Annotated in this window: 16 protein-coding genes; 12 read left to right on the forward strand and 4 right to left on the reverse strand. The window is 46.2% G+C overall.

Translation table 11 applies throughout. From position 1 onward, the window contains the following. Positions 1-529 precede the first annotated feature (529 nt). From ABNK31_RS03375 to ABNK31_RS03430, 12 genes are all read left to right on the forward strand, one after another. Entirely contained in the window at positions 530-1,216 is a 687-nt protein-coding gene (locus ABNK31_RS03375; protein ID WP_418894321.1) for an ABC transporter ATP-binding protein, read from the forward strand. Positions 1,217-1,265: 49 nt separating this feature from the next. After that, on the forward strand, positions 1,266-2,525 hold the full coding sequence (locus ABNK31_RS03380) for an ABC transporter permease (protein WP_418894322.1): 1,260 nt from the start codon (positions 1,266-1,268) through the stop codon (positions 2,523-2,525). A gap of 33 nt (positions 2,526-2,558) precedes the next feature. Further along, positions 2,559-3,815 (forward strand): ABC transporter permease, encoded by a 1,257-nt coding sequence (locus tag ABNK31_RS03385; protein WP_418894323.1) that lies wholly within the window; start codon positions 2,559-2,561, stop codon positions 3,813-3,815. Positions 3,816-4,053: 238 nt separating this feature from the next. After that, a complete protein-coding gene (locus ABNK31_RS03390; protein WP_418894324.1) occupies positions 4,054-5,157 on the forward strand; it encodes an efflux RND transporter periplasmic adaptor subunit in 1,104 nt (367 codons plus the stop codon). Further along, the gene (locus ABNK31_RS03395; RefSeq protein ID WP_418894325.1) at positions 5,154-6,464 is read left to right on the forward strand and encodes a TolC family protein; all 1,311 of its coding nucleotides are present in this window, start codon (positions 5,154-5,156) and stop codon (positions 6,462-6,464) included. The genes ABNK31_RS03390 and ABNK31_RS03395 overlap by 4 nt, the downstream gene beginning before the upstream one ends. A 99-nt stretch (positions 6,465-6,563) precedes the next feature. After that, positions 6,564-7,280, forward strand: a complete 717-nt coding sequence (locus ABNK31_RS03400) for a head GIN domain-containing protein (protein WP_418894326.1) — start codon at positions 6,564-6,566, stop codon at positions 7,278-7,280. Between the two features lie 205 nt (positions 7,281-7,485). Then, positions 7,486-8,100: an AAA family ATPase gene (locus tag ABNK31_RS03405; protein WP_321578929.1), complete on the forward strand. Its 615-nt coding sequence runs from the start codon at positions 7,486-7,488 to the stop codon at positions 8,098-8,100. 68 nt (positions 8,101-8,168) lie between these two features. Further along, positions 8,169-9,500 (forward strand): MATE family efflux transporter, encoded by a 1,332-nt coding sequence (locus ABNK31_RS03410; RefSeq protein ID WP_418894327.1) that lies wholly within the window; start codon positions 8,169-8,171, stop codon positions 9,498-9,500. A 133-nt stretch (positions 9,501-9,633) separates the two neighbouring features. Continuing rightward, positions 9,634-11,232, forward strand: coding sequence for an L-lactate permease (locus tag ABNK31_RS03415; protein ID WP_418894328.1), 1,599 nt, complete (start codon positions 9,634-9,636; stop codon positions 11,230-11,232). Positions 11,233-11,317: 85 nt separating this feature from the next. Continuing rightward, the gene (locus ABNK31_RS03420) at positions 11,318-12,058 is read left to right on the forward strand and encodes a (Fe-S)-binding protein (RefSeq protein WP_418894329.1); all 741 of its coding nucleotides are present in this window, start codon (positions 11,318-11,320) and stop codon (positions 12,056-12,058) included. Continuing rightward, positions 12,055-13,446, forward strand: coding sequence for a lactate utilization protein B (locus ABNK31_RS03425; protein ID WP_418894330.1), 1,392 nt, complete (start codon positions 12,055-12,057; stop codon positions 13,444-13,446). Before ABNK31_RS03420 ends, ABNK31_RS03425 begins: the two co-directional genes overlap by 4 nt. Positions 13,447-13,457: 11 nt before the next feature. Continuing rightward, positions 13,458-14,039, forward strand: a complete 582-nt coding sequence (locus ABNK31_RS03430; protein WP_418894331.1) for a LutC/YkgG family protein — start codon at positions 13,458-13,460, stop codon at positions 14,037-14,039. A gap of 64 nt (positions 14,040-14,103) precedes the next feature. On the opposite strand, the gene ccsA is transcribed toward ABNK31_RS03430, so the two are convergent. The 4 genes from ccsA to ABNK31_RS03450 form a co-directional block, all read right to left on the reverse strand. After that, positions 14,104-15,246 (reverse strand): cytochrome c biogenesis protein CcsA, encoded by a 1,143-nt coding sequence (gene ccsA / locus ABNK31_RS03435; RefSeq protein WP_418894332.1) that lies wholly within the window; start codon positions 15,244-15,246, stop codon positions 14,104-14,106. After that, on the reverse strand, positions 15,243-15,611 hold the full coding sequence (locus ABNK31_RS03440) for a hypothetical protein (RefSeq protein ID WP_418894333.1): 369 nt from the start codon (positions 15,609-15,611) through the stop codon (positions 15,243-15,245). Before ABNK31_RS03440 ends, ccsA begins: the two co-directional genes overlap by 4 nt. Before the next feature lie 374 nt (positions 15,612-15,985). Further along, on the reverse strand, positions 15,986-17,131 hold the full coding sequence (locus ABNK31_RS03445; RefSeq protein ID WP_418894334.1) for a Rid family hydrolase: 1,146 nt from the start codon (positions 17,129-17,131) through the stop codon (positions 15,986-15,988). 55 nt (positions 17,132-17,186) lie between these two features. Further along, positions 17,187-18,686 carry a di-heme oxidoredictase family protein gene (locus ABNK31_RS03450; protein WP_418894335.1) on the reverse strand — a complete coding sequence of 500 codons (1,500 nt, stop codon included), beginning with the start codon at positions 18,684-18,686 and terminating at the stop codon, positions 17,187-17,189. Positions 18,687-18,723 lie beyond the last annotated feature (37 nt).

An 18,723-nucleotide genomic window follows, 5' to 3' on the forward strand; every position in this document is an offset into this window, starting at 1 on the left:
AATATGTTATATAACATGTTTTTTATGCCGGAAAAGACAATTTCTTAACAAAAACAGTCAGGAGGAAATTTTAAACACTATATTGGCAACGTCACCGTAGTCGTCTTTCCCGATTAAGGATGAACGCAATTTCCGCTTCGCTTAGCAGCATCATCGATTGGTTCAAAGAATAAGGGATATTTATTTTGAATTTTCTGAGAACTATACGTATAACTGCAGCCGGCTTTTGTTCCGCTTTTCAAATCTCTTTCCTTTTGATGGCCGCACAAATGTAGAAACTTATTTTGTCTTTCAGATTACAAATCGGAATAATTCTTTTGGAAAAGTCATACGTCTTGTTTATCATTGATTTACTTGTTATCCCTTTTAAGGAGGGTAATCTCTCTCAAGGTTAAAGAAACATAAAACTATAAAATAAATAGTAGTATGTATTGCATAGTATATTGTAACGTATTACCTTTGCCGACGTAATAAAACTATATAACCGTTGTGGGCGGTAGGTAGTCCAATAAACAAAACAATAAAATTGATGATACATCTTCGTAATCTACACAAATCGTATCACACCGAAGCGGTTTCTCTGCATGTCCTGAAAGGAATCGATCTGGATATCGACGCCGGAGAATATGTATCCATAATGGGTGCGTCAGGATCGGGGAAATCGACCTTGTTGAATATTTTAGGAATTCTCGATACTTACGATGAAGGGGAGTATTTACTCAATGGCACGCTCATTCGCAATCTTAGCGAAAAACAGGCCGCCCGTTATCGAAATGAATTGATCGGATTTGTCTTCCAGTCCTTTAACTTGATCGGTTTTAAAAACGCACTCGAAAATGTAGCCCTTCCTTTATTTTATAAAAACATAAGCCGAAAGAAAAGAAACAGTATCGCGATGGAACATCTCGATAAAATGGGACTGAAAGAATGGGCTTATCACATGCCGGGCGAACTTTCGGGCGGCCAGAAACAGCGTGTGGCCATTGCGCGCGCTATGATTTCGGAACCCAAAGTGATCCTTGCCGATGAGCCTACCGGCGCACTCGACAGTAAAACGACCGTCGAGGTGATGAACGTTTTGACGGATTTAAATAAAACGGGTATTACCACGATTATTGTTACGCATGAACAATCGGTGGCCGATGCTACCAACCGTATTATCCGCTTGAAGGATGGAATGATCGAGCAGGATGAACGCATCATTCGTCATTTGTAATTTGTAATTTGTAATCAGTAATTTGTATTTGGTAATTTGTAATTATTATATGGATACCTTACAGGAAATATTCGAAACCCTCAAGAAGAATAAACTTCGTACCACGCTTACGGGCTTGTCCGTATCGTGGGGAATATTTATTCTAATTGTTTTATTGGGCGCCGGGAACGGGTTGAAGAACGGAGTGATGTCCAACTTCAGTTCGCGGGCGGTGAACCGTATCGGTTTATGGTCGGGAACGACCTCGATGCCCCATCAGGGACTGAAATCGGGACGTTCGCTTCAGTTTACCGAAAAAGAAGTGAATACCATTATGGACGATGTGCCTGAAAGTCGTCTCATTACGGCACGGGTCACGAAGAGCCAAACGATCTCTTTCGGGAAAGAATACGGTTCCTATCAGGTCAGAGGGGTGATGCCGAGCTATTCTCAGATCGAGAAACTGATTATCAATCCCGGCGACGGTCGTTTTATCAATGCCCTGGATATTAAGGAGAATAATAAGATTGTCGTATTGGACAAGAAAATATCGGACGTCCTGTTCAAAGATCAATCGCCGGTGGGCAAGTACGTGAAGGTCGGCGAATTGATGTTTAAAGTGGTCGGAGTCAACAGCAAAAGAGAACAATGGGGCGGTTCGAATGCCTATATTCCATTTTCTACGGCACAAGCCGTCTACAATCCCGATAAAAAATTCAATCAAATAACTTTTACGGTAGACGGTCTGGCGACGAAAGCCGAAAATGAACGGTTTGATGAATCGCTTCGTGCCGTGATGGGACGGAGCCTTAACTTCAATCCTCAGGATAAACAGGCTTTATATGTGGATAATCATCAGGCAAATTATCTCGAAACGATGAAGATATTCGGCGGAATCACGTTATTTGTCGGATTTATCGGAATCCTTACGTTGATAGCGGGCATCGTAGGTGTGAGCAACATCATGCTGGTATCCATCAAAGAGCGGACGCGCGAAATCGGCATCCGCAAAGCCATCGGTGCGCCGCCGGCGTCCATCCTGAAGACCGTCATTCTGGAATCCATTATTATTACCGCTATCTTCGGATATATCGGTTTAATGGCCGGCATCGGGCTGACGGAAATCGTCAATTTCTTTATGGAGCAGGCGGCGAATGGTCAGGCAGCAGGTGACGGAATGCAGATGTCGATATTTAAAAATCCCACGGTCAATGTCGGCTATGCGGTTTTTGCGACATTCGTCCTCATTGTCTCGGGCGTGTTGGCCGGCTATCTGCCCGCGCGTAAGGCTGTAAGAGTGAACCCTATCGAAGCAATGAGGCAAGAGTAACACGCGACAGCGACAATAACAAAAAAGATAGAAATGAAGAATTTTTTCGACATAGACCGATGGCAGGAAATATGGATCACCATTACGCACAACAAGTCGCGTAGTTTCCTGACGGCTTTCGGCGTATTTTGGGGGATACTGATGCTTGTCGTGATGGTGGGAGCCGGAAATGCTTTGCAAACCGGCATTTTCTCTCAAATCGATGGCTTTGCCACTAACTCCTGTTATTTCACCCCCGAAGAAACATCATTGCCGTACAGAGGCTTCCGTAAAGGTCGTCGTTGGGAAATAAAGAATGCCGATATTCCCATTATTCGCCAACGGGTAAAAGATATCGACCAACTCTCACCTTTGGTATATATGTGGCCGAACGAAGAGAACGTCGTCAGGGGCGAATACAAAGGCTCTTATACGCTACGGGGATGTTATCCGGAAAACGACAATATCGACCGCAGCATCATGCTCAAAGGCCGCTTCATTAATGAAATCGATATCGCCGATAAGCGCAAGGTTTGCATATTGGGAGAGCGTGTGTATGAGGTGTTGTTCCCAAAAGGGGAGGACCCCATAGGTAGTGTTATTCGAGCCAATGGTATTTATTTTCAGGTGATCGGCGTGTCGAAGAGCTCTTCGGGAATCGGTATCGGCGGTGATCCGAAGGAAACCATCACCATTCCTTTCAGCACCATGCAGCAAGCATTCAACCTCGGCAATGCGATTCATATTGTGGGGGTGACGGCAAAGCCGAAAGTGAAAGTCACCCAGATTGAAAAAGAAGTCGGTACAGTCCTGAAAGATTTGCATCAAATACATCCCGACGATCCCACAGCGGTTTGGGCGATTAATTTGGAAGAACAGTTCAATATGTTCAATTATCTCGGCATAGGTATTGCCGCGTTGATATGGATTGTGGGATTAGGGACGTTGTTCGCCGGCGCCATCGGTGTCAGTAACATTATGCTGGTTACCGTGCGGGAGCGGACCAAAGAGATCGGTATCCGTCGTGCCTTGGGCGCCACGCCGAACAATATCATCGGGCAAATTCTTAGCGAAAGCATTGTGTTGACGCTATTGGCCGGCGTTTTGGGTGTCGTTTTGGGTGTCGGCATTTTAGGAGCGGCAGGCATTGTATTGAGTCATGGTGATCAGTTTTTCAAAGATCCGCAGATTCATTTTTCCATGGCTGTGGGGGCGGTGCTGATTCTTGGTGTTATCGGGGCATTGGCCGGATTTTTGCCGGCGCAACGGGCGATGATGATTAAACCCATCGAGGCGATAAGGGAAGAATAGGCAAATTGATGTGCTGATTAAGGATGAATGAGAGCAAAAACAAATACAAATTACAAATTACAAATTACGAATTACGAATTACGAATTACCAATTACAAATGACAAATTACGAATTACAAATGAAACGCGGAAGGTCAACGGGCCGGCGACCGCAGATTGGCGACCGCAGATTGGTGACCGGCGACTGGAGACCGCAGACCGGTGACATTAGACATTAGACATTTTGACATTTAAATATATGAGAAGAGTATTAAAGATTGCAGGACTTGTTTTGGTGGCTTTATTGGTCATCGGGACATTTGTATTCCTTTGGCAGAAATCGCGTCCGAAGGTAACGAAATACACCATTGAAACGGCGACGATGGGAACGATCGAGAAACGTACCGTGGCGACCGGAAAGGTTGAACCCCGGAACGAAATCCTTATCAAACCGCAAATATCCGGCATCATATCCGAAGTGTATAAGGAAGCCGGAGATAAAGTGGAAGCGGGCGATATTATCGCTAAGATTCAAGTGGTTCCCGATATGGCCAGCCTCAGTAGCGCCGAGTCGCGTGTGTCGCGTGCGCAATTGGCTCTCGATCAGAGCCGCCGCAATTACGACCGCGATAAGAAGTTGTTCGATACCGAAGTCATATCGAAAGAGGAGTTCGAGAAGGTCGAATTGCAGTATAAAAACGATCAGGAGGAGCTTCAGTCGGCCACCGATAACCTGAGTATCGTGCGGACGGGAATTACCCAAAGTTCCGCCTCGTCAAGTAACACGTTGATCCGTTCCACCATTAGCGGCATGATTTTAGACGTGCCGATCAAGGTGGGGAATTCCGTCATCCAGTCCAACAACTTCAACGATGGCACTACCATTGCTTCCGTCGCCAATCTCAACGACATGCTTTTTGTCGGGAAAATCGATGAAACCGAGGTCGCGCAATTATCGGGCGATATGCCTATGGAAATCACCATCGGCGCGATACAAGATCGTAAAATCCCTGCCAAACTCGAATATGTTTCCCCGAAAGGAACCGAAGAAAGCGGGGCCATCCTCTTCGAGATAAAGGCGGCCGTACAGATGCCTTCCGACATATTCATCCGTGCCGGATACAGCGCCAATGCCGAGGTTGTGCTCGACAAACGCGACAGCGTACTGACGATTCCCGAAACTTGCATCGAGTTCAGTAACGATTCGGCTTTTGTTTATTTCGCAAAAAGCGCCGAGCCGCAGGAGTTTGAAAAGAGACCGGTGAAAATAGGCCTCTCGGACGGAATTAAGATCGAAGTGATCGAAGGGTTAAAGGTAAATGATAAGGTACGCGGGAACGAAATAGTAGACAGTAAAAAATGAAAGCAAGATGTTTTATAGCCTTGTTGGCTGTGTGGGCGACTATTGCCTCGCTGCCGGCACAACGGCCCTTTACGCTGGAGGAATGCATTGAGGTCGCTTTGCGGAACAATCGCACCGTCAAGCAGCAACAACTAAGCAAAGAACAACAACAAATCGCCTACAGTCAGGCGCGTGCCGACCTTCTTCCTAACCTGAATGCCAGTGTGGGGCACAACTTTGTCTTCGGACGTTCGAAAGGACGCGACGATGTCTATCAGAGCAACAATTCGTCTCAGACAAACTTTAGTATCAGCAGTGATCTTACGTTGTTTGACGGTTTACGGATGAAGTATAATATCGATGCCCGCAAGGCAGATCTTCAAGCCTCCGAAGCCGACCTTCAAAAAATAGAACGCGATATCACCCTGAGTGTTTCCACGGCATTCCTTCAGGTACTGCTCAACAAAGAACTGTTGCAAATCGCCGCCGAACAGGTCGAAGTGACCAAGGCGAATATCGAGCGGAGCAAGCAGATGGTGAACAACGGCAAAATGGCGCAAGGTGAACTCTATGAGCTCGAAGCGCAACAGGCGCAGGAAGAACTCGAGCAGGTGCGCGCCGAAAGCAATTTGCAACTCGCGCTGCTCGACCTGGCACAGATTATGGAATTGGAGGAATTTTCACAGTTCGACGTGACGGCGCCTGCCGTAGAAACTCTCATCAACGAAGGGGTGCTCTTGTCGTCCGATGCCGTATATCAAAGTGCGATTATGCATCGTCCCGAAATTCATGGAGCCCAGTACCGGTTGGTCTCCAGTGAAAAAGAATGGCTCATGGCTAAGTCGCAATATTATCCTTCTTTATCTTTCGGGGCAAATATGGGTACCGGATACTATCACATGAACGGTCTCGAAAACGATTCTTTCAGCTCGCAGTTCCGTAATAATATGAGTAACTCCATCGGCTTCAGCCTCAGTATTCCCCTCTTCAATCGGTTTCAAATCAGAAACAGCGTACGCAATGCTCGTTTGGCGATAGAAAACAGTAAACTCGAAATGGATAAAACCAAACTCGATTTGCGCAAACAGGTCGAACAGGCGTATTATAATGCATTGGGGGCAAAAAGCCGGTGGAAAGCGGCTCAAAAATCGGAAAAAGCCACCGAAGAGGCCTTTCGTTTTGCCGAGCAGAAATACGAAAACGGACGCGCCACTTCCTACGAGCTATTCCAAGCGAAGAACAACCGTACGAAAGTCCTTGGCGAGCAGGCGCAAGCCAAGTACGAATACGCTTTCCGCTTAAAAATACTGGAGTTGTTGAAAGAGTGATCTATGATGATGTATGATGTCTGAAGGATGAATCTATCACAAATCGAATCACCTCTTACAACTTATAACTTATTAATAACGCGTAACAAACAAATAATAATGAAGACAAAAATAATTGTATTTTTCACCGTGATGGCAGCGGTTATGTGCCTGTCTACGGCTTGTGCTCAAAGTCGTATTACTTCTAAAAACTTCCCCGTACGGGCATTCTTAGCCATTGAGTCAAATTCAGTAGGTAACCTCCATATCCGGCAGGGAAGTGACACACAGGTCAGGGCCGAAGGGGATGATGAGATGATAAAAAAGCTTGATATCCGTGTGGAACAAGGCACGCTTGTGATCGATATGGAGAAAACGATCGTGAAAAAATGGAAGAGAAATACCAAATTGGATATTTATATTACCACACCGTCTTTGTCTAAATTAGAGCAAGACGGAGTGGGTAATGTCGTGTTTACCGGTACGGTAAATGTTCCGAAGCTCGAAATATCATCCGATGGCGTGGGAAATATCTCTTCTGACGAACTCATTTGCGACGATCTTATCATCGAATCGGATGGGGTAGGAAACATTCAATTAGCGGGAAAAACACAGATTCTTTCTGTTTATTCCGATGGCGTGGGGAATGTGAATACCGAAAACCTTATAGCCGCGAAGGCGAAAATCATTTCCAATGGAGTCGGAAATGTAAGGTGCTACGCCACTGAAGAAGTGGATATCTCGGCAGGAGGCGTGGGGAATGTCACCTATTTCGGTAATCCGGCTTCCAAATACATTCGTAAAGGCGGCATCGGAAAAGTGAAGGCCGGAGATTGAGATGACGGGGCGAAGGAGCCGTCAAAAAGACTGGTATGAATTATGAGGTATGAATTATGAAATCTTTGAATCCCATACATAAAATGGCGTTAATCGAAGAATTACTTCTTAAAGTTTTCCTATCTTTGTCTTCTATTGTGGCTGCATACGGGTTCTGTCCGGAAATAGAAAGAACCTGTTGGCGGTAATGGAATGAGTAAAACAAATGAATAAGATCATTACGATAAGTCGGGAGTTTGGAAGCGGAGGTCGTGAACTCGGAAAACGACTGGCGAAAATATTGAATATCGCGTATTATGATCATGAGATTATTACGATGATTGCTTCCAAAAGCGGATTGGAGCAAAATTATGTAGACAGTGTCGTCGATAATATTCCGTTTTCTCATTCCATTATTTCAGGGCGGACGCTCAGCAATATTGTTTCTCCGTTGCTCGATCTGAACGTTCAAATATATGCCCGGCAAAGAGAGATTGTCAGGGAAATAGCTTCCAAAAGCGATTGCCTGATTATAGGACGGTGTTCCGATTATCTTCTCCGGGACTATAATCCGTTCAATATATTTGTTTATGCCGATGTCGAGGCTCGTTTGCAGCGGTGCCGCCAAAACGCTCCCGAAGGAGAAGACCTTTCTGATGCAGAGTTGAAAAACAAAATTTTGACCATTGATAAAAACAGAGCCAAATATTATAAGTTCTTTACAAGCCGGAAATGGGGACAGAAAGAAAATTATCATCTGTGTCTCAATACTTCGGGTGTCATACACAAAGAGATGGCCATGCCTTTGTCGGAACTGCTGAAAGTCATGACGGGGTACTGATAAACGGGGGAGTAGGGAGCGACCCTGCGTGTGCGATCTTTTGATGCGGGCTTGTAAAGGAAGAATGTATGGATAATAGAACTTTATTTGAAAAGACTACGATATCCCGGCTGTTTATTATTGTAACCATTCCGGGTATCATTAGTATGCTCGTGTCGTCACTCTATTCGATAATCGACGGGGTTTTCATCGGGCAGCTTCTGGGAGCCGACGCGTTTGCCGCCTTACAATTGGCCATACCTTTCGTCATTATCAATTTTGCATTAGCCGATCTTATCGGAGTCGGTTCCTCGGTTCCGATTGCGATTAAACTCGGTGAAGGCGACGAAAAAACGGCAAGTAATATCTTTTCAAGCGCCCTATTGCTTATTTTCCTGACCGGCATCGGGATGGGGGCCATTTTATTTATCTTCGGAGGTTCTTTCGTGAAATTAATGGGCGCCGATGAGCATCTTGTGGATATGGCTGCTCAGTATTTGCGTGTCTATGCCGGATTCGCTCCTCTCACGACCATCATTTTTGCCGCAGATAACTATTTACGTATTTGCGGAAAAGTGAAATACAGCATGTTTGTCAATATCCTGATGTCGGTCATCGCCATTATACTGGAATTCTTATTTTTAGTTGTCTTTCGTTTCGATATTTGGAGCGCGGCCTTAGCTACTTGTTTGAGTATGTTTATTTGTGCTATGCTTGCCTTGATGCCGTTTCTACGGGGACAATTGCAACTTCGTTTTGTCAAACCCCGCATCGATCGGAAGGTGCTGAGCAGTATCTTGACAAACGGAACTCCCACTTTCCTGAATAATATTGCCGGCCGTGTGGCATCTATTTTCTTTAATATTTTCCTGCTTCGTTTAGGTGGTTCTATTGCCGTGTCTGCTTATGGCGTACTGATGTATGTCGACAGTATTACACAGCCCGTCCTTTATGGTTTTTGCGATTCCTTGCAGCCGGCCATCGGTTATAATTACGGCGCGAAAAACCATAGCCGCATCGCCGCCATCCGCCGTTTATGTTTCCTTATTTGCGGCATGATGTCGCTGTTGATGGCCGGAGTGATGTTTTTGGCTAAAGCGCCCCTCATCGGCATCTTCGTGAAAGCGGAAGATACGGGACTAATGGATTTATCCATACAAGCTTTATCGTTATTTGTCTTATCTTATCTGACAAGATGGATTTCTATTGTGTCGCAGAGTTATTTCTCGGCTATCGGAAAAGCGAAGTATGCGACGGTCATCTCTCTTTCCATTGCTTTCGTTTTTCCCATGATTATGCTCTTTTCTCTCGAATCTTTAGGACTGGATGGGCTTTGGCTGAATTTACCTTTCGCTTCGTTGTTGACGGCTATTTTGTCCTTCATCCTTATGGCCGTACATCTCCGGAAAAATAAAGTCTGAAAATTCGTATTCGCATGTTATTCGCCCTATGACATATTAAAATCCCGAATATTCGAAAAAAAATCGAATAATGTAGGGCCGTCTTATCAATAATTTATATTTTTGCAAGACACATAATTATAACCCTTGTCGTATGAAAGCATTTATTCTCTTACAAGCTCAACCTTTTCTTTTTGAATGGTGGCAAATACTATTAGCGGCTACACCTGTGTTGCTATTAATCATTTTGATGGGATTCCTGAAAATGTCGGGAGATAAAAGTGCGTTGATCACGCTGGTGGTTGCGGTGTTAATCGCGTTAATCGCCTATGGTTTTTCTTTTGCCGATGCCGGATTATCGGTAGTCTATGGCTTCTTGAAAGCCTTTTTCCCCATACTTATCATTATCATTATGGCTATTTTCAGCTACAATGTGTTGGTACATACGGGGAATATGGAAATTATCAAACAACAATTCTCGTCGTTATCGTCCGACAAAAGCGTGCAGGTATTGTTGCTCACCTGGGGCTTCGGCGGTTTGCTCGAAGGGATGGCCGGCTTCGGAACGGCGGTCGCTATTCCGGCGGCGATATTGATAGGGTTGGGTTTTAAGCCCGTCTTTTCGGCGGTGGTCAGCCTCATCGCCAATAGTGTCGCTACTGGTTTTGGAGCTGTGGGAACACCGGTAAAGGTCTTGGCCGAACAGGCAGGCATTACCGATATACAGACGCTTAGTTCGCATGTCGTCTTTCAACTCTCGCCGCTTATGTTCATCATTCCGTTTATTTTGGTGTTCTTAACCGATTCCTCCGCAAAGAAACTGCCCGGACACATTCTTCTGAGCTTCTTGGTCGGCGGTATCTCGCTTGTCACCCAATACTTGGCCGCCCGCTACATGGGCGCCGAAACACCTGCAATACTCGGTAGCATCGCTTCTATTCTTGTTATTGTCCTTTATGCGAAGATTACCGAAAGAAACCACCCGAAAGATCAAACCGAAGCAACCGTAAAATACTCTTTCGGCGATACCCTGAAAGCGTGGAGCGTATATGGGATCATTCTTGTCCTTATTATTGCGACCAGCCCGCTGTTGCCTATCCGCAATATGCTCTCGCCGCTGCTGACGACTGCTTTCAAATTCAATATTTTCGATGTTACGGGAGGCGCCGATGTGGCTCGTTCCGTAAGCATCTCGTGGTTAATCGATGCCGGCGTGCTGCTCTTTGTCGGGTCACTCGTGGGTGGATTGATACAAGGGGCGAAGATCGGCGGACTCTTCAGAGTGCTGGGCAGAGTGATTGTTCAGCAGCGAAAGACCATCGTCACGGTCTGCTCGTTGATTGCCATGTCGTCGGTAATGGATTTCGCCGGCATGATTAATATATTGGGAGTTACCTTGGCGTATGCGACAGGGTCGTTTTATCCTTTGTTTGCTCCCACCATCGGATGTATCGGGACGTTCCTGACCGGCAGCGATACGTCGTCGAATATTTTGTTCGGTAAATTGCAAGCATCGGTGGCGCACGCTACCGGAGCCGATCCCAGTTGGTTGGCGGCTGCCAATACGGCCGGAGCGACCGGCGGAAAAATCATTTCCCCGCAAAGTATCGCTGTCGCTACTTCTGCCTGCGGTCAACAAGGTCAGGAAGGGGCTATCATGAAGAAAGCTTTGCCGTATGCGTTGTTGTATATTGTGGTGGCGGGCCTCATGGTGTATTTTGGGCCGCGCTTATTGGGCGGATTAATAGCCTGAACTCAAAGAACCGCAAAGTTTTTTTGAGGCAGTCTCTTTTGTCACAACAAGAAATGGAGAAACGAAATCGAATAATAAAATTGATATGAAAATCGGACTATTTGTACCTTGTTATGTAAATGCCATCTATCCGCAGATAGGAGTTGCCAGCTATAAATTGCTGGATTATCTGGGATTGGATGTGGATTACCCAGTGGATCAGACCTGCTGCGGGCAGCCTATGGCGAACGGCGGGTTTGAAGATGAAGCGATTGCTCTGGCCAAACATTTCGACGATTTGTTTGCCGGATTTGATTATGTGGTGGCACCCTCTGCCAGTTGTGCCGTGTTTGCCCGGGACAATCACCCGAGGTTGTTGGAAAAGGAAGGACTGGTGTGTCACACCACCGGTCGCATGTATGATTTGTGTGAGTTCTTGCACGATGTGGTGAAACCGGACTCGTTTCCCGGTAAATTTCCGCATAAGGTTAGTATTCACAATAGTTGCCACGGCGTGCGCGAGTTGCATTTGTCGTCGGCCAGTGAATTGAACATTCCCCGGTATTCGAAAATCAAAGACCTGCTTTCGTTGATGGAGGGCATCGAGATTTTTGAACCCGATAAGGTGGACGAATGCTGCGGCTTCGGCGGTATGTTTTCGATTGAAGAGCCCGCCGTATCGGTCACGATGGGGAAAGATAAACTGAAGAATCATATCGCTACTGGGGCCGAATACATTACGGGCGCCGACAGTTCGTGTATGATGCACATGAGGGGCATTGCCGACCGGGAAAAATTGCCTATTCGTTTTATTCATGCAGTGGAAATTTTAGCAACAGGATTATGAGTACGTTACACACAAAAGCAGCCACGCGCTTCCTGGAGAACGAACAACAGGCCGAGTGGCATAATCAAACCCTTTGGGTGGTACGCCAAAAACGCGACCGGCTGGCCATGCAGGTCCCCGAGTGGGAACAATTGCGTGAAGCCGCCAAAAACATCAAGATGCACACGATTACGCATCTCGATAAGTATGCACAACAGTTTGCCGACATTGCCGCAGCAAATGGTGTGGTGGTGCATTGGGCCAAAGATGCCGAAGAGCACAACCGGATCGTTTACGAAATCCTGGCGAGTCATCAGGCGAAGAAACTGGTGAAAAGCAAGTCGATGCTTACCGAAGAATGTGAGATGAATCCCTATTTGATAGAACGGGGCATTGATGTGGTGGAGAGCGATTTGGGCGAGCGTATCTTGCAATTGAACGGAACGGCGCCCAGCCATATTGTCCTGCCGGCCATTCACATGATGCGCGAAGAAGTGGGAGAATTGTTTGCGGAGAAACTCGGTACTGAAAAGGGGAACAGCGATCCTACTTATCTCACGCGGGCAGCCCGTACGCATTTGCGGAATGAGTTCCTGACGGCCGATGCGGCGATGACGGGATGTAACTTTGCCGTGGCTGAAACGGGCGATGTCGTCGTTTGTACCAACGAAGGCAATGCCGATATGGGAACATCGTTATCGAAACTGCACATCGTATCGATGGGAATTGAAAAAATCATTCCCAACAGCAAGTCGTTGGCCGTGTTTACACGCCTCTTGGCCCGATCGGCTACCGGCCAACCGACGACTTCTTATACCTCGCACTACCGCAAGCCTATCGATGGCGGCGAAATACATGTGGTGATGGTCGATAACGGGCGCAGCGACATTCTGGCGAATAAAGAGCATATCCAAACGCTGAAGTGTATCCGTTGCGGGGCCTGTATGAACACTTGCCCGGTGTACCGCCACAGCGGAGGATATTCTTATACGTATTTCATCCCCGGTCCCATCGGTATTAATCTGGCGATGCTAAAAAATCCGAAGAAGTATTCCGATAATGTATCGGCTTGTTCGCTTTGTTTCTCTTGCAATAATGTCTGTCCGGTGAAAATCGATTTAGCCGATCAGATTTACCGCTGGAGGCAAGGGCTCGATTCTATCGGCAAGGCCGATAAAATGAAGAAGATGATTTCGGGCGGACTCGAATATCTCTTCAAACGTCCCGGGTTATACGGTTCGTTACTGAAAATGGCGCCGATCGTCAACCACATGCCTCGTTTTCTTATTTACAACGGACTTAACGATTGGGGGAAGGGCCGTGAGCTCCCGCAATTTGCCGGAGAGTCGTTCACCTCCATGTGGAAAAAAGGAAAAGTGAAAGGAGCCAACAAGAAGTTGAATCATTAATTCGTACCATTATGTCAAGTAAACTATCCATATTAGAAAATATACGTAAAAATATTGACGAGCAATATGAAATGCCCGATCTGGACGCGTTTGTGCCGACAGCTTATGCCGATAAACTATCGCAGTTTATCGATATCAGTAAAGGGGTAGGAGGCCATGCACGGGTACTGGAAGACGGCGAAGACTTGAATGCCGTCATTTCCGGGCTTTATCCCGAAGCGAAGACCATTGCTTCCAATTTGCCCGAAGTGACGGTCGCTACGTTCAACCCCGATGAGCGGGAAGATGCGCATACCCTTATAGGAATCAATCTGGGTGTGGTCAAAGGCGAATTCGGCGTGGCCGAAAACGGATGCGTATGGATCCCTCAGAATGTGAAATACAAAGCGCTCTATTTTATCTCGGAGTATTTGGTGATCATCCTCGATAAGCACCGTATCGTTAACACGATGCATGAGGCTTATAACCAACTGGACATGCACGGGAAAGGATTCGGCGTGTTTATTTCCGGCCCGTCTAAAACAGCCGATATCGAGCAGGCATTGGTCGTTGGAGCCCATGGCCCCAAAGGCGTGACCGTGTTGCTGGTGTAAGGAAAGATAGGGAAGACGGAGGGTACCCTTTGTCCCTTGGTCTCCTTGTCCCCTTAGTCTCAGTTTACACGTAGCTGTGAATGCCTCCCAATACATAGGTAACGCCGAAGAACGTCATTAATACGGCAACGAACGCGATGGAGCAATATAAGTGGAACTTACGGGGATCTGAAAATAAGGGGATGTTTTTCGCATGCATCGGCAGCGAATAGATCAACAAGGTGATCAGCGCCCATGTTTCCTTGGCATCCCATCCCCAATAACGTCCCCAGGAGATGTTCGCCCATACCGCGCCGATAAATATGCCTGCCGTAAGCAAAAATACGGCCGGATAAAGCAGGGTGGAATTCGTTTGGTAAAAGCGTTCTCTTCGCTTTTTAGCGCAGAGCCCGATAATAGATGTGACGGCTATATATAATAATAACATATAAGCCACCATGATCACCGATACATGGGCGGCCAGCATCGGCGTGCGCAGGATCGGTGTCATCGGGTTGATACGCGAAATGTACAGCCAAACCATGGCGGTGGGTACTGCCGTGAAAAGCATTCCTTTCCACCCGATGCGCAGGAACAATATCCATAACATGGCTATGCCCAGCAGCAAATAGCCGGCATACGTGATGCCTACGCCCCATGGATCGTGGCTTACCAGAAACGTAGCGCCCATCTCGTCGCTGTCGTAATTCATCTGGTAAATACGGTAGCCCGATTTTTTAAAGATCTTGTTCATCGAAATCTGGTGAACCTCCCCGTCCACTTTTATAAAACTCCGGTAGTCGGCAGGCTGATCCGTGCCGGGATGATACTCGATATCGAAATAGAGCATTTTTATATCGAAAGGAACCGGCACGCGGCGGCTGCCGTCTTCCGAAACAAAATAATTGAGAATCTGGTTTTGACGGATATGCATCGCTCCCCTTTCGGCGCAAAGGTAGGTGACCAACCCGCCGAGTAAGATAACGAGGAAGGAACAATGCAGCAGAAATGCAGGCAAATTCCGATAAAGTTTTGCCCGGACGATAAATGCCAGCATCATCACCCCCGCAATGCCCCAAAGGACAACAAACCACCATGAGCCGTAAATCCATTCGACGGCATGTTCCGTGCCGAAGAGTTTCTCGACGACAGTAGCCGTTGCAAGGACGACTATCAACAGCAGTAAAATCCCGAAGGATAAGTCTCTCGCTAATTTGTTTGTCTTCATAACCGTTTTTCTACGATGCGTTGGTAAACCTCCAGTTGGGTTTTTAGTTTTTCGATTTCCGCCTGTGCTTTTTCCAATTCTTTTTGCAGGTTATTCCGTTCGGCAACCCGTTCTTTTTCGCGCTTCGTCTCGTAGGAAACGGGAAACCGGTCGCCTATTTCCGCAATGAGGTTGCGGTTTATGGCCAACCCCAATTTCCACCAAATGCGCATCTGTAGCGAATCGCTCTCTCCATATTGTCTGAAAGAGCTGGGGTCTACTCCCATCCGCCTTCCCAATTCAGCGAATGATATCTTTTCTTCTTCGACCGCTTTCATAATCCATTGGCCGTTGTGCGGCAATTGCGTATTGTTTTCTTTTGTCATATCGATAATTGTTTTCTTTGATAGGATAAGTAAATCTTATTTAAGGATATAACAAGCTAATATCTTGATAAGTTTTCCGAACGATCCGTTTTCTTATCTTTCTTTCATAATCCTGTATCTTTCTTTCATAATCCCGTATCTGTTTTTAATGGTCTTAAATCTTCCTTTGATGATATTTAATCGTATTACAAGGAGGTGAAATCATTTTTTAATAACTTAATATCTGCCTTCAATGATTTTATATCATGATTTATTGAGTAAATATATTTCTATAAAGACTCCTTATCATTCTTTTGTGATGTAAGGTCTGTTTCGTTAAAGATTTATCCTTATTACTGTAAGGAAAAAACGCAATGGACCGGTCTCAATGACTATCAGAAATTCTCAAACGCTCTGTTTTCCGAAGTTTTTACCGCGATACATTCCATTTCTATCAACCACTCCGGACGGCATACCTGCGCCCAAACGATTACTTTGGGAATGTCGGGATACTGTATGTTCAGATATTTTTCGACAAAATCATAATCCGCCGGATCCCGAAGATAAACGATCAGTTGGGCAATATCGTCCATAGCTGCGCCGCCTTCGGCAAGCAACACCCGGATATTTTCCAATGTGCGTTTTATTTGTTTGTCGATACGGAACGGGGCAACCACTTGTCCCTTACGGTCGATACTAGCGGTTCCTGAAACATAAATATGCCGACGGTCGCCGTAATCGATTGCCGTAGCCCTTTCGAAAGTCACTCCGTATTCGATGGTAGGCGCCAAATGCGACAACCCTTTCAAGTAGGCGACCTGTTCCGGACGAATGCCCGAAATGCTGTAAGCATCCATTAGCACGATGGTTTCGGGATATATATATTTACCTTCTATTCCCGTGCTCGCTATATAATGGGTTTTATCCGTTAATCCCTCTTGTTTAAAATGCATTTTACGCATGGTTGCCATGCGATCGTAATGAATATCGATTCCTTGAACATAGATCCATGTCCGGATGCAATTATCTTTCAGCAAACAATTTTGTTTAGTAAGTATTTCGGCATACCGGTCAAAAAGACGACCGGTTTCGATTCCTTCGTTCTTCTGCCTGCTGTGCATTTGCGTTGTATACAGATGAGTATAGATGTTGCGTTGGAGGGATACGGTATTTTCTCCGCAATTTTTCACTTGTCCGTTTTCCACCCAATATACCCAAAGACTCACTTTCGTTCCGTTCAGTGGCGGTTGTTGTACAACGGATATGGCGATCTCTTTTTGTTCCGGTAGCAAATGCGCCTGATTGATGGCATCACTTACGAAATATCGTTTCAGTACAGGGGTGCAATTTTTCAGTTCTCCTGTTTCCCGTTGTAAAGAGGCGAAGACTGTCTCTATCGCATAAAATTGTTGTTCAGTCGTCGCTTCTCTATCCAATAGCCGAATCATGGCATGTATTTCCGATGAACCGTTTTCCGAGGGGAAAATAGAAAGACGGGTCTCTGCATTTACATCCTGATTGGATATCGTTTTATATATCATTGACATTGATTATTACCCTGTAGCCGATGTTTTGTTTTTCCTTCCGGTTTTCCGATTAAATGGATTCCAAAAACTTCACCAACGCATCGCGATCTTCTTTGGATAAGTTCCTGAATTTTTCGCGCGGATGTTTCGCATCTCCTCCGTGCCACATAATGGCTTCGGTATAGTTACGGGCGCGCATATCGTGTAAATGATCGGAAGCGCCTGTACATAACTGCGACAGTCCGCGCCCCCATAACGGCGTAGTACGGCACCATCCGGTGCGGATATTATTCACCATTTCCAACCGGTGCTGAAGCAAGTCGCTATAGGGCCATATCTTTTGATAGGGATAACGCGGCAGTTTGTTTACCACCAGCGTATCGCCGGTATAGTTATCCGGTCCGGTAGTCCATGAAGGCTTGTGACAACTCGTACAGCCGATACTGTAAAAAATGTTTTTGCCGTGTTGCACCTCCTTATCGTCGAGATTACGGGCAGCAGGGACAGCCAATCCGCGATGCCAGATCATGAAATTGACATAATCTTCGGTCGGCATTTCCGGCTGCAGATCAGTCGCCAGCAATTCATTATAAATGGTTGTCTCATCTTTTTTGAGAGAAGCTTGTACGTCCGGATTTTTCGACATGGCACGGGCGTAAGCTTTTGTGATATAATTGCCGCGCCGGTTTTCACGGGTAACATTCGTGATATTCCAAATGGCGTTGGCACCGGGACCGTTTTGCAATGTACCGCGAGTCAGGCCGTACGTATAGCGTCCGGGATGTTTGGTGCCGTCGTTTTCGGTAATGAAATTGGCAGGGGCGTATTTCGCGTCGTTCAGCGTTCGACCGAGGGCCTTCTGTCGATGATATTCTGCGATAATCGAATCATCAGGGATGGCATCGAGCAGTCCCGTGCCGTAGATGCCGATCGTTGCTTCGAGTTTCACCATATAATTCGTCGGTTTCGGATCGGTATTGATAGATGCCGGATCGATCGTTACTTCCGGATAAATCAGGCTATAAGTTTCCCCGTCGGGAAATTTGTTACCGAATTCGTCTGTGTATTCTTTCCATTCGATGCGGATGCCTTTCTCATCGATTGCAGGCAGGAAAGGAGCCGTCGCGCGTGTTTGAGGCATACCGGTAAGTTCCGGCACATAAGCCTGCGTATTTTTATCTACGACAACCAGCAGATATCCGTTTCCGTGATCGTTGGCGCTGTATCTTTCCATCCTTTTCCCGTGTCCGTAGCCGGGGTGGCAGGTGATACACGAACTGCGGACATAGACGGGTCCCAATCCGCGACGCACCCCGGAAGTATTCGATAGAAATGATTTTTCAAAGAAGGCTTCACCATATTTAAATAAATTACCCATTCCTGCCTCTTCAACAGCAGGAGTGGGTTGTTCGTAAGCAAAAATGCCGTCATCGAAAGTCGTTCCGAGTTTTCCTCCGGTATAATATTCTTCCGATAATTCCTTTGTGGATAAATTGTCTTTTTCCTCATCTTTACAGCTAAAAAAAAGAATTGAAATAGCTATCAATAGGAGAAAATAAGTTTTTTTCATATGTTTTGTTTTATAGCTGGATGTGATGTATAAACAC

The organism is Limibacterium fermenti, assembly GCF_041902845.1.
Lineage (GTDB): Bacteria > Bacteroidota > Bacteroidia > Bacteroidales > Dysgonomonadaceae > Limibacterium > Limibacterium fermenti.

Coding starts and splice junctions, on each gene's coding strand:
- ABNK31_RS03375 (WP_418894321.1), top strand. CDS start 530: ATGATACATCTTCGTAATCTACACAAATCGTATCACACCGAAGCGGTT.
- ABNK31_RS03380 (WP_418894322.1), top strand. CDS start 1,266: ATGGATACCTTACAGGAAATATTCGAAACCCTCAAGAAGAATAAACTT.
- ABNK31_RS03385 (WP_418894323.1), top strand. CDS start 2,559: ATGAAGAATTTTTTCGACATAGACCGATGGCAGGAAATATGGATCACC.
- ABNK31_RS03390 (WP_418894324.1), top strand. CDS start 4,054: ATGAGAAGAGTATTAAAGATTGCAGGACTTGTTTTGGTGGCTTTATTG.
- ABNK31_RS03395 (WP_418894325.1), top strand. CDS start 5,154: ATGAAAGCAAGATGTTTTATAGCCTTGTTGGCTGTGTGGGCGACTATT.
- ABNK31_RS03400 (WP_418894326.1), top strand. CDS start 6,564: ATGAAGACAAAAATAATTGTATTTTTCACCGTGATGGCAGCGGTTATG.
- ABNK31_RS03405 (WP_321578929.1), top strand. CDS start 7,486: ATGAATAAGATCATTACGATAAGTCGGGAGTTTGGAAGCGGAGGTCGT.
- ABNK31_RS03410 (WP_418894327.1), top strand. CDS start 8,169: ATGGATAATAGAACTTTATTTGAAAAGACTACGATATCCCGGCTGTTT.
- ABNK31_RS03415 (WP_418894328.1), top strand. CDS start 9,634: ATGAAAGCATTTATTCTCTTACAAGCTCAACCTTTTCTTTTTGAATGG.
- ABNK31_RS03420 (WP_418894329.1), top strand. CDS start 11,318: ATGAAAATCGGACTATTTGTACCTTGTTATGTAAATGCCATCTATCCG.
- ABNK31_RS03425 (WP_418894330.1), top strand. CDS start 12,055: ATGAGTACGTTACACACAAAAGCAGCCACGCGCTTCCTGGAGAACGAA.
- ABNK31_RS03430 (WP_418894331.1), top strand. CDS start 13,458: ATGTCAAGTAAACTATCCATATTAGAAAATATACGTAAAAATATTGAC.
- ccsA (WP_418894332.1), bottom strand. CDS start 15,246: ATGAAGACAAACAAATTAGCGAGAGACTTATCCTTCGGGATTTTACTG.
- ABNK31_RS03440 (WP_418894333.1), bottom strand. CDS start 15,611: ATGACAAAAGAAAACAATACGCAATTGCCGCACAACGGCCAATGGATT.
- ABNK31_RS03445 (WP_418894334.1), bottom strand. CDS start 17,131: ATGATATATAAAACGATATCCAATCAGGATGTAAATGCAGAGACCCGT.
- ABNK31_RS03450 (WP_418894335.1), bottom strand. CDS start 18,686: ATGAAAAAAACTTATTTTCTCCTATTGATAGCTATTTCAATTCTTTTT.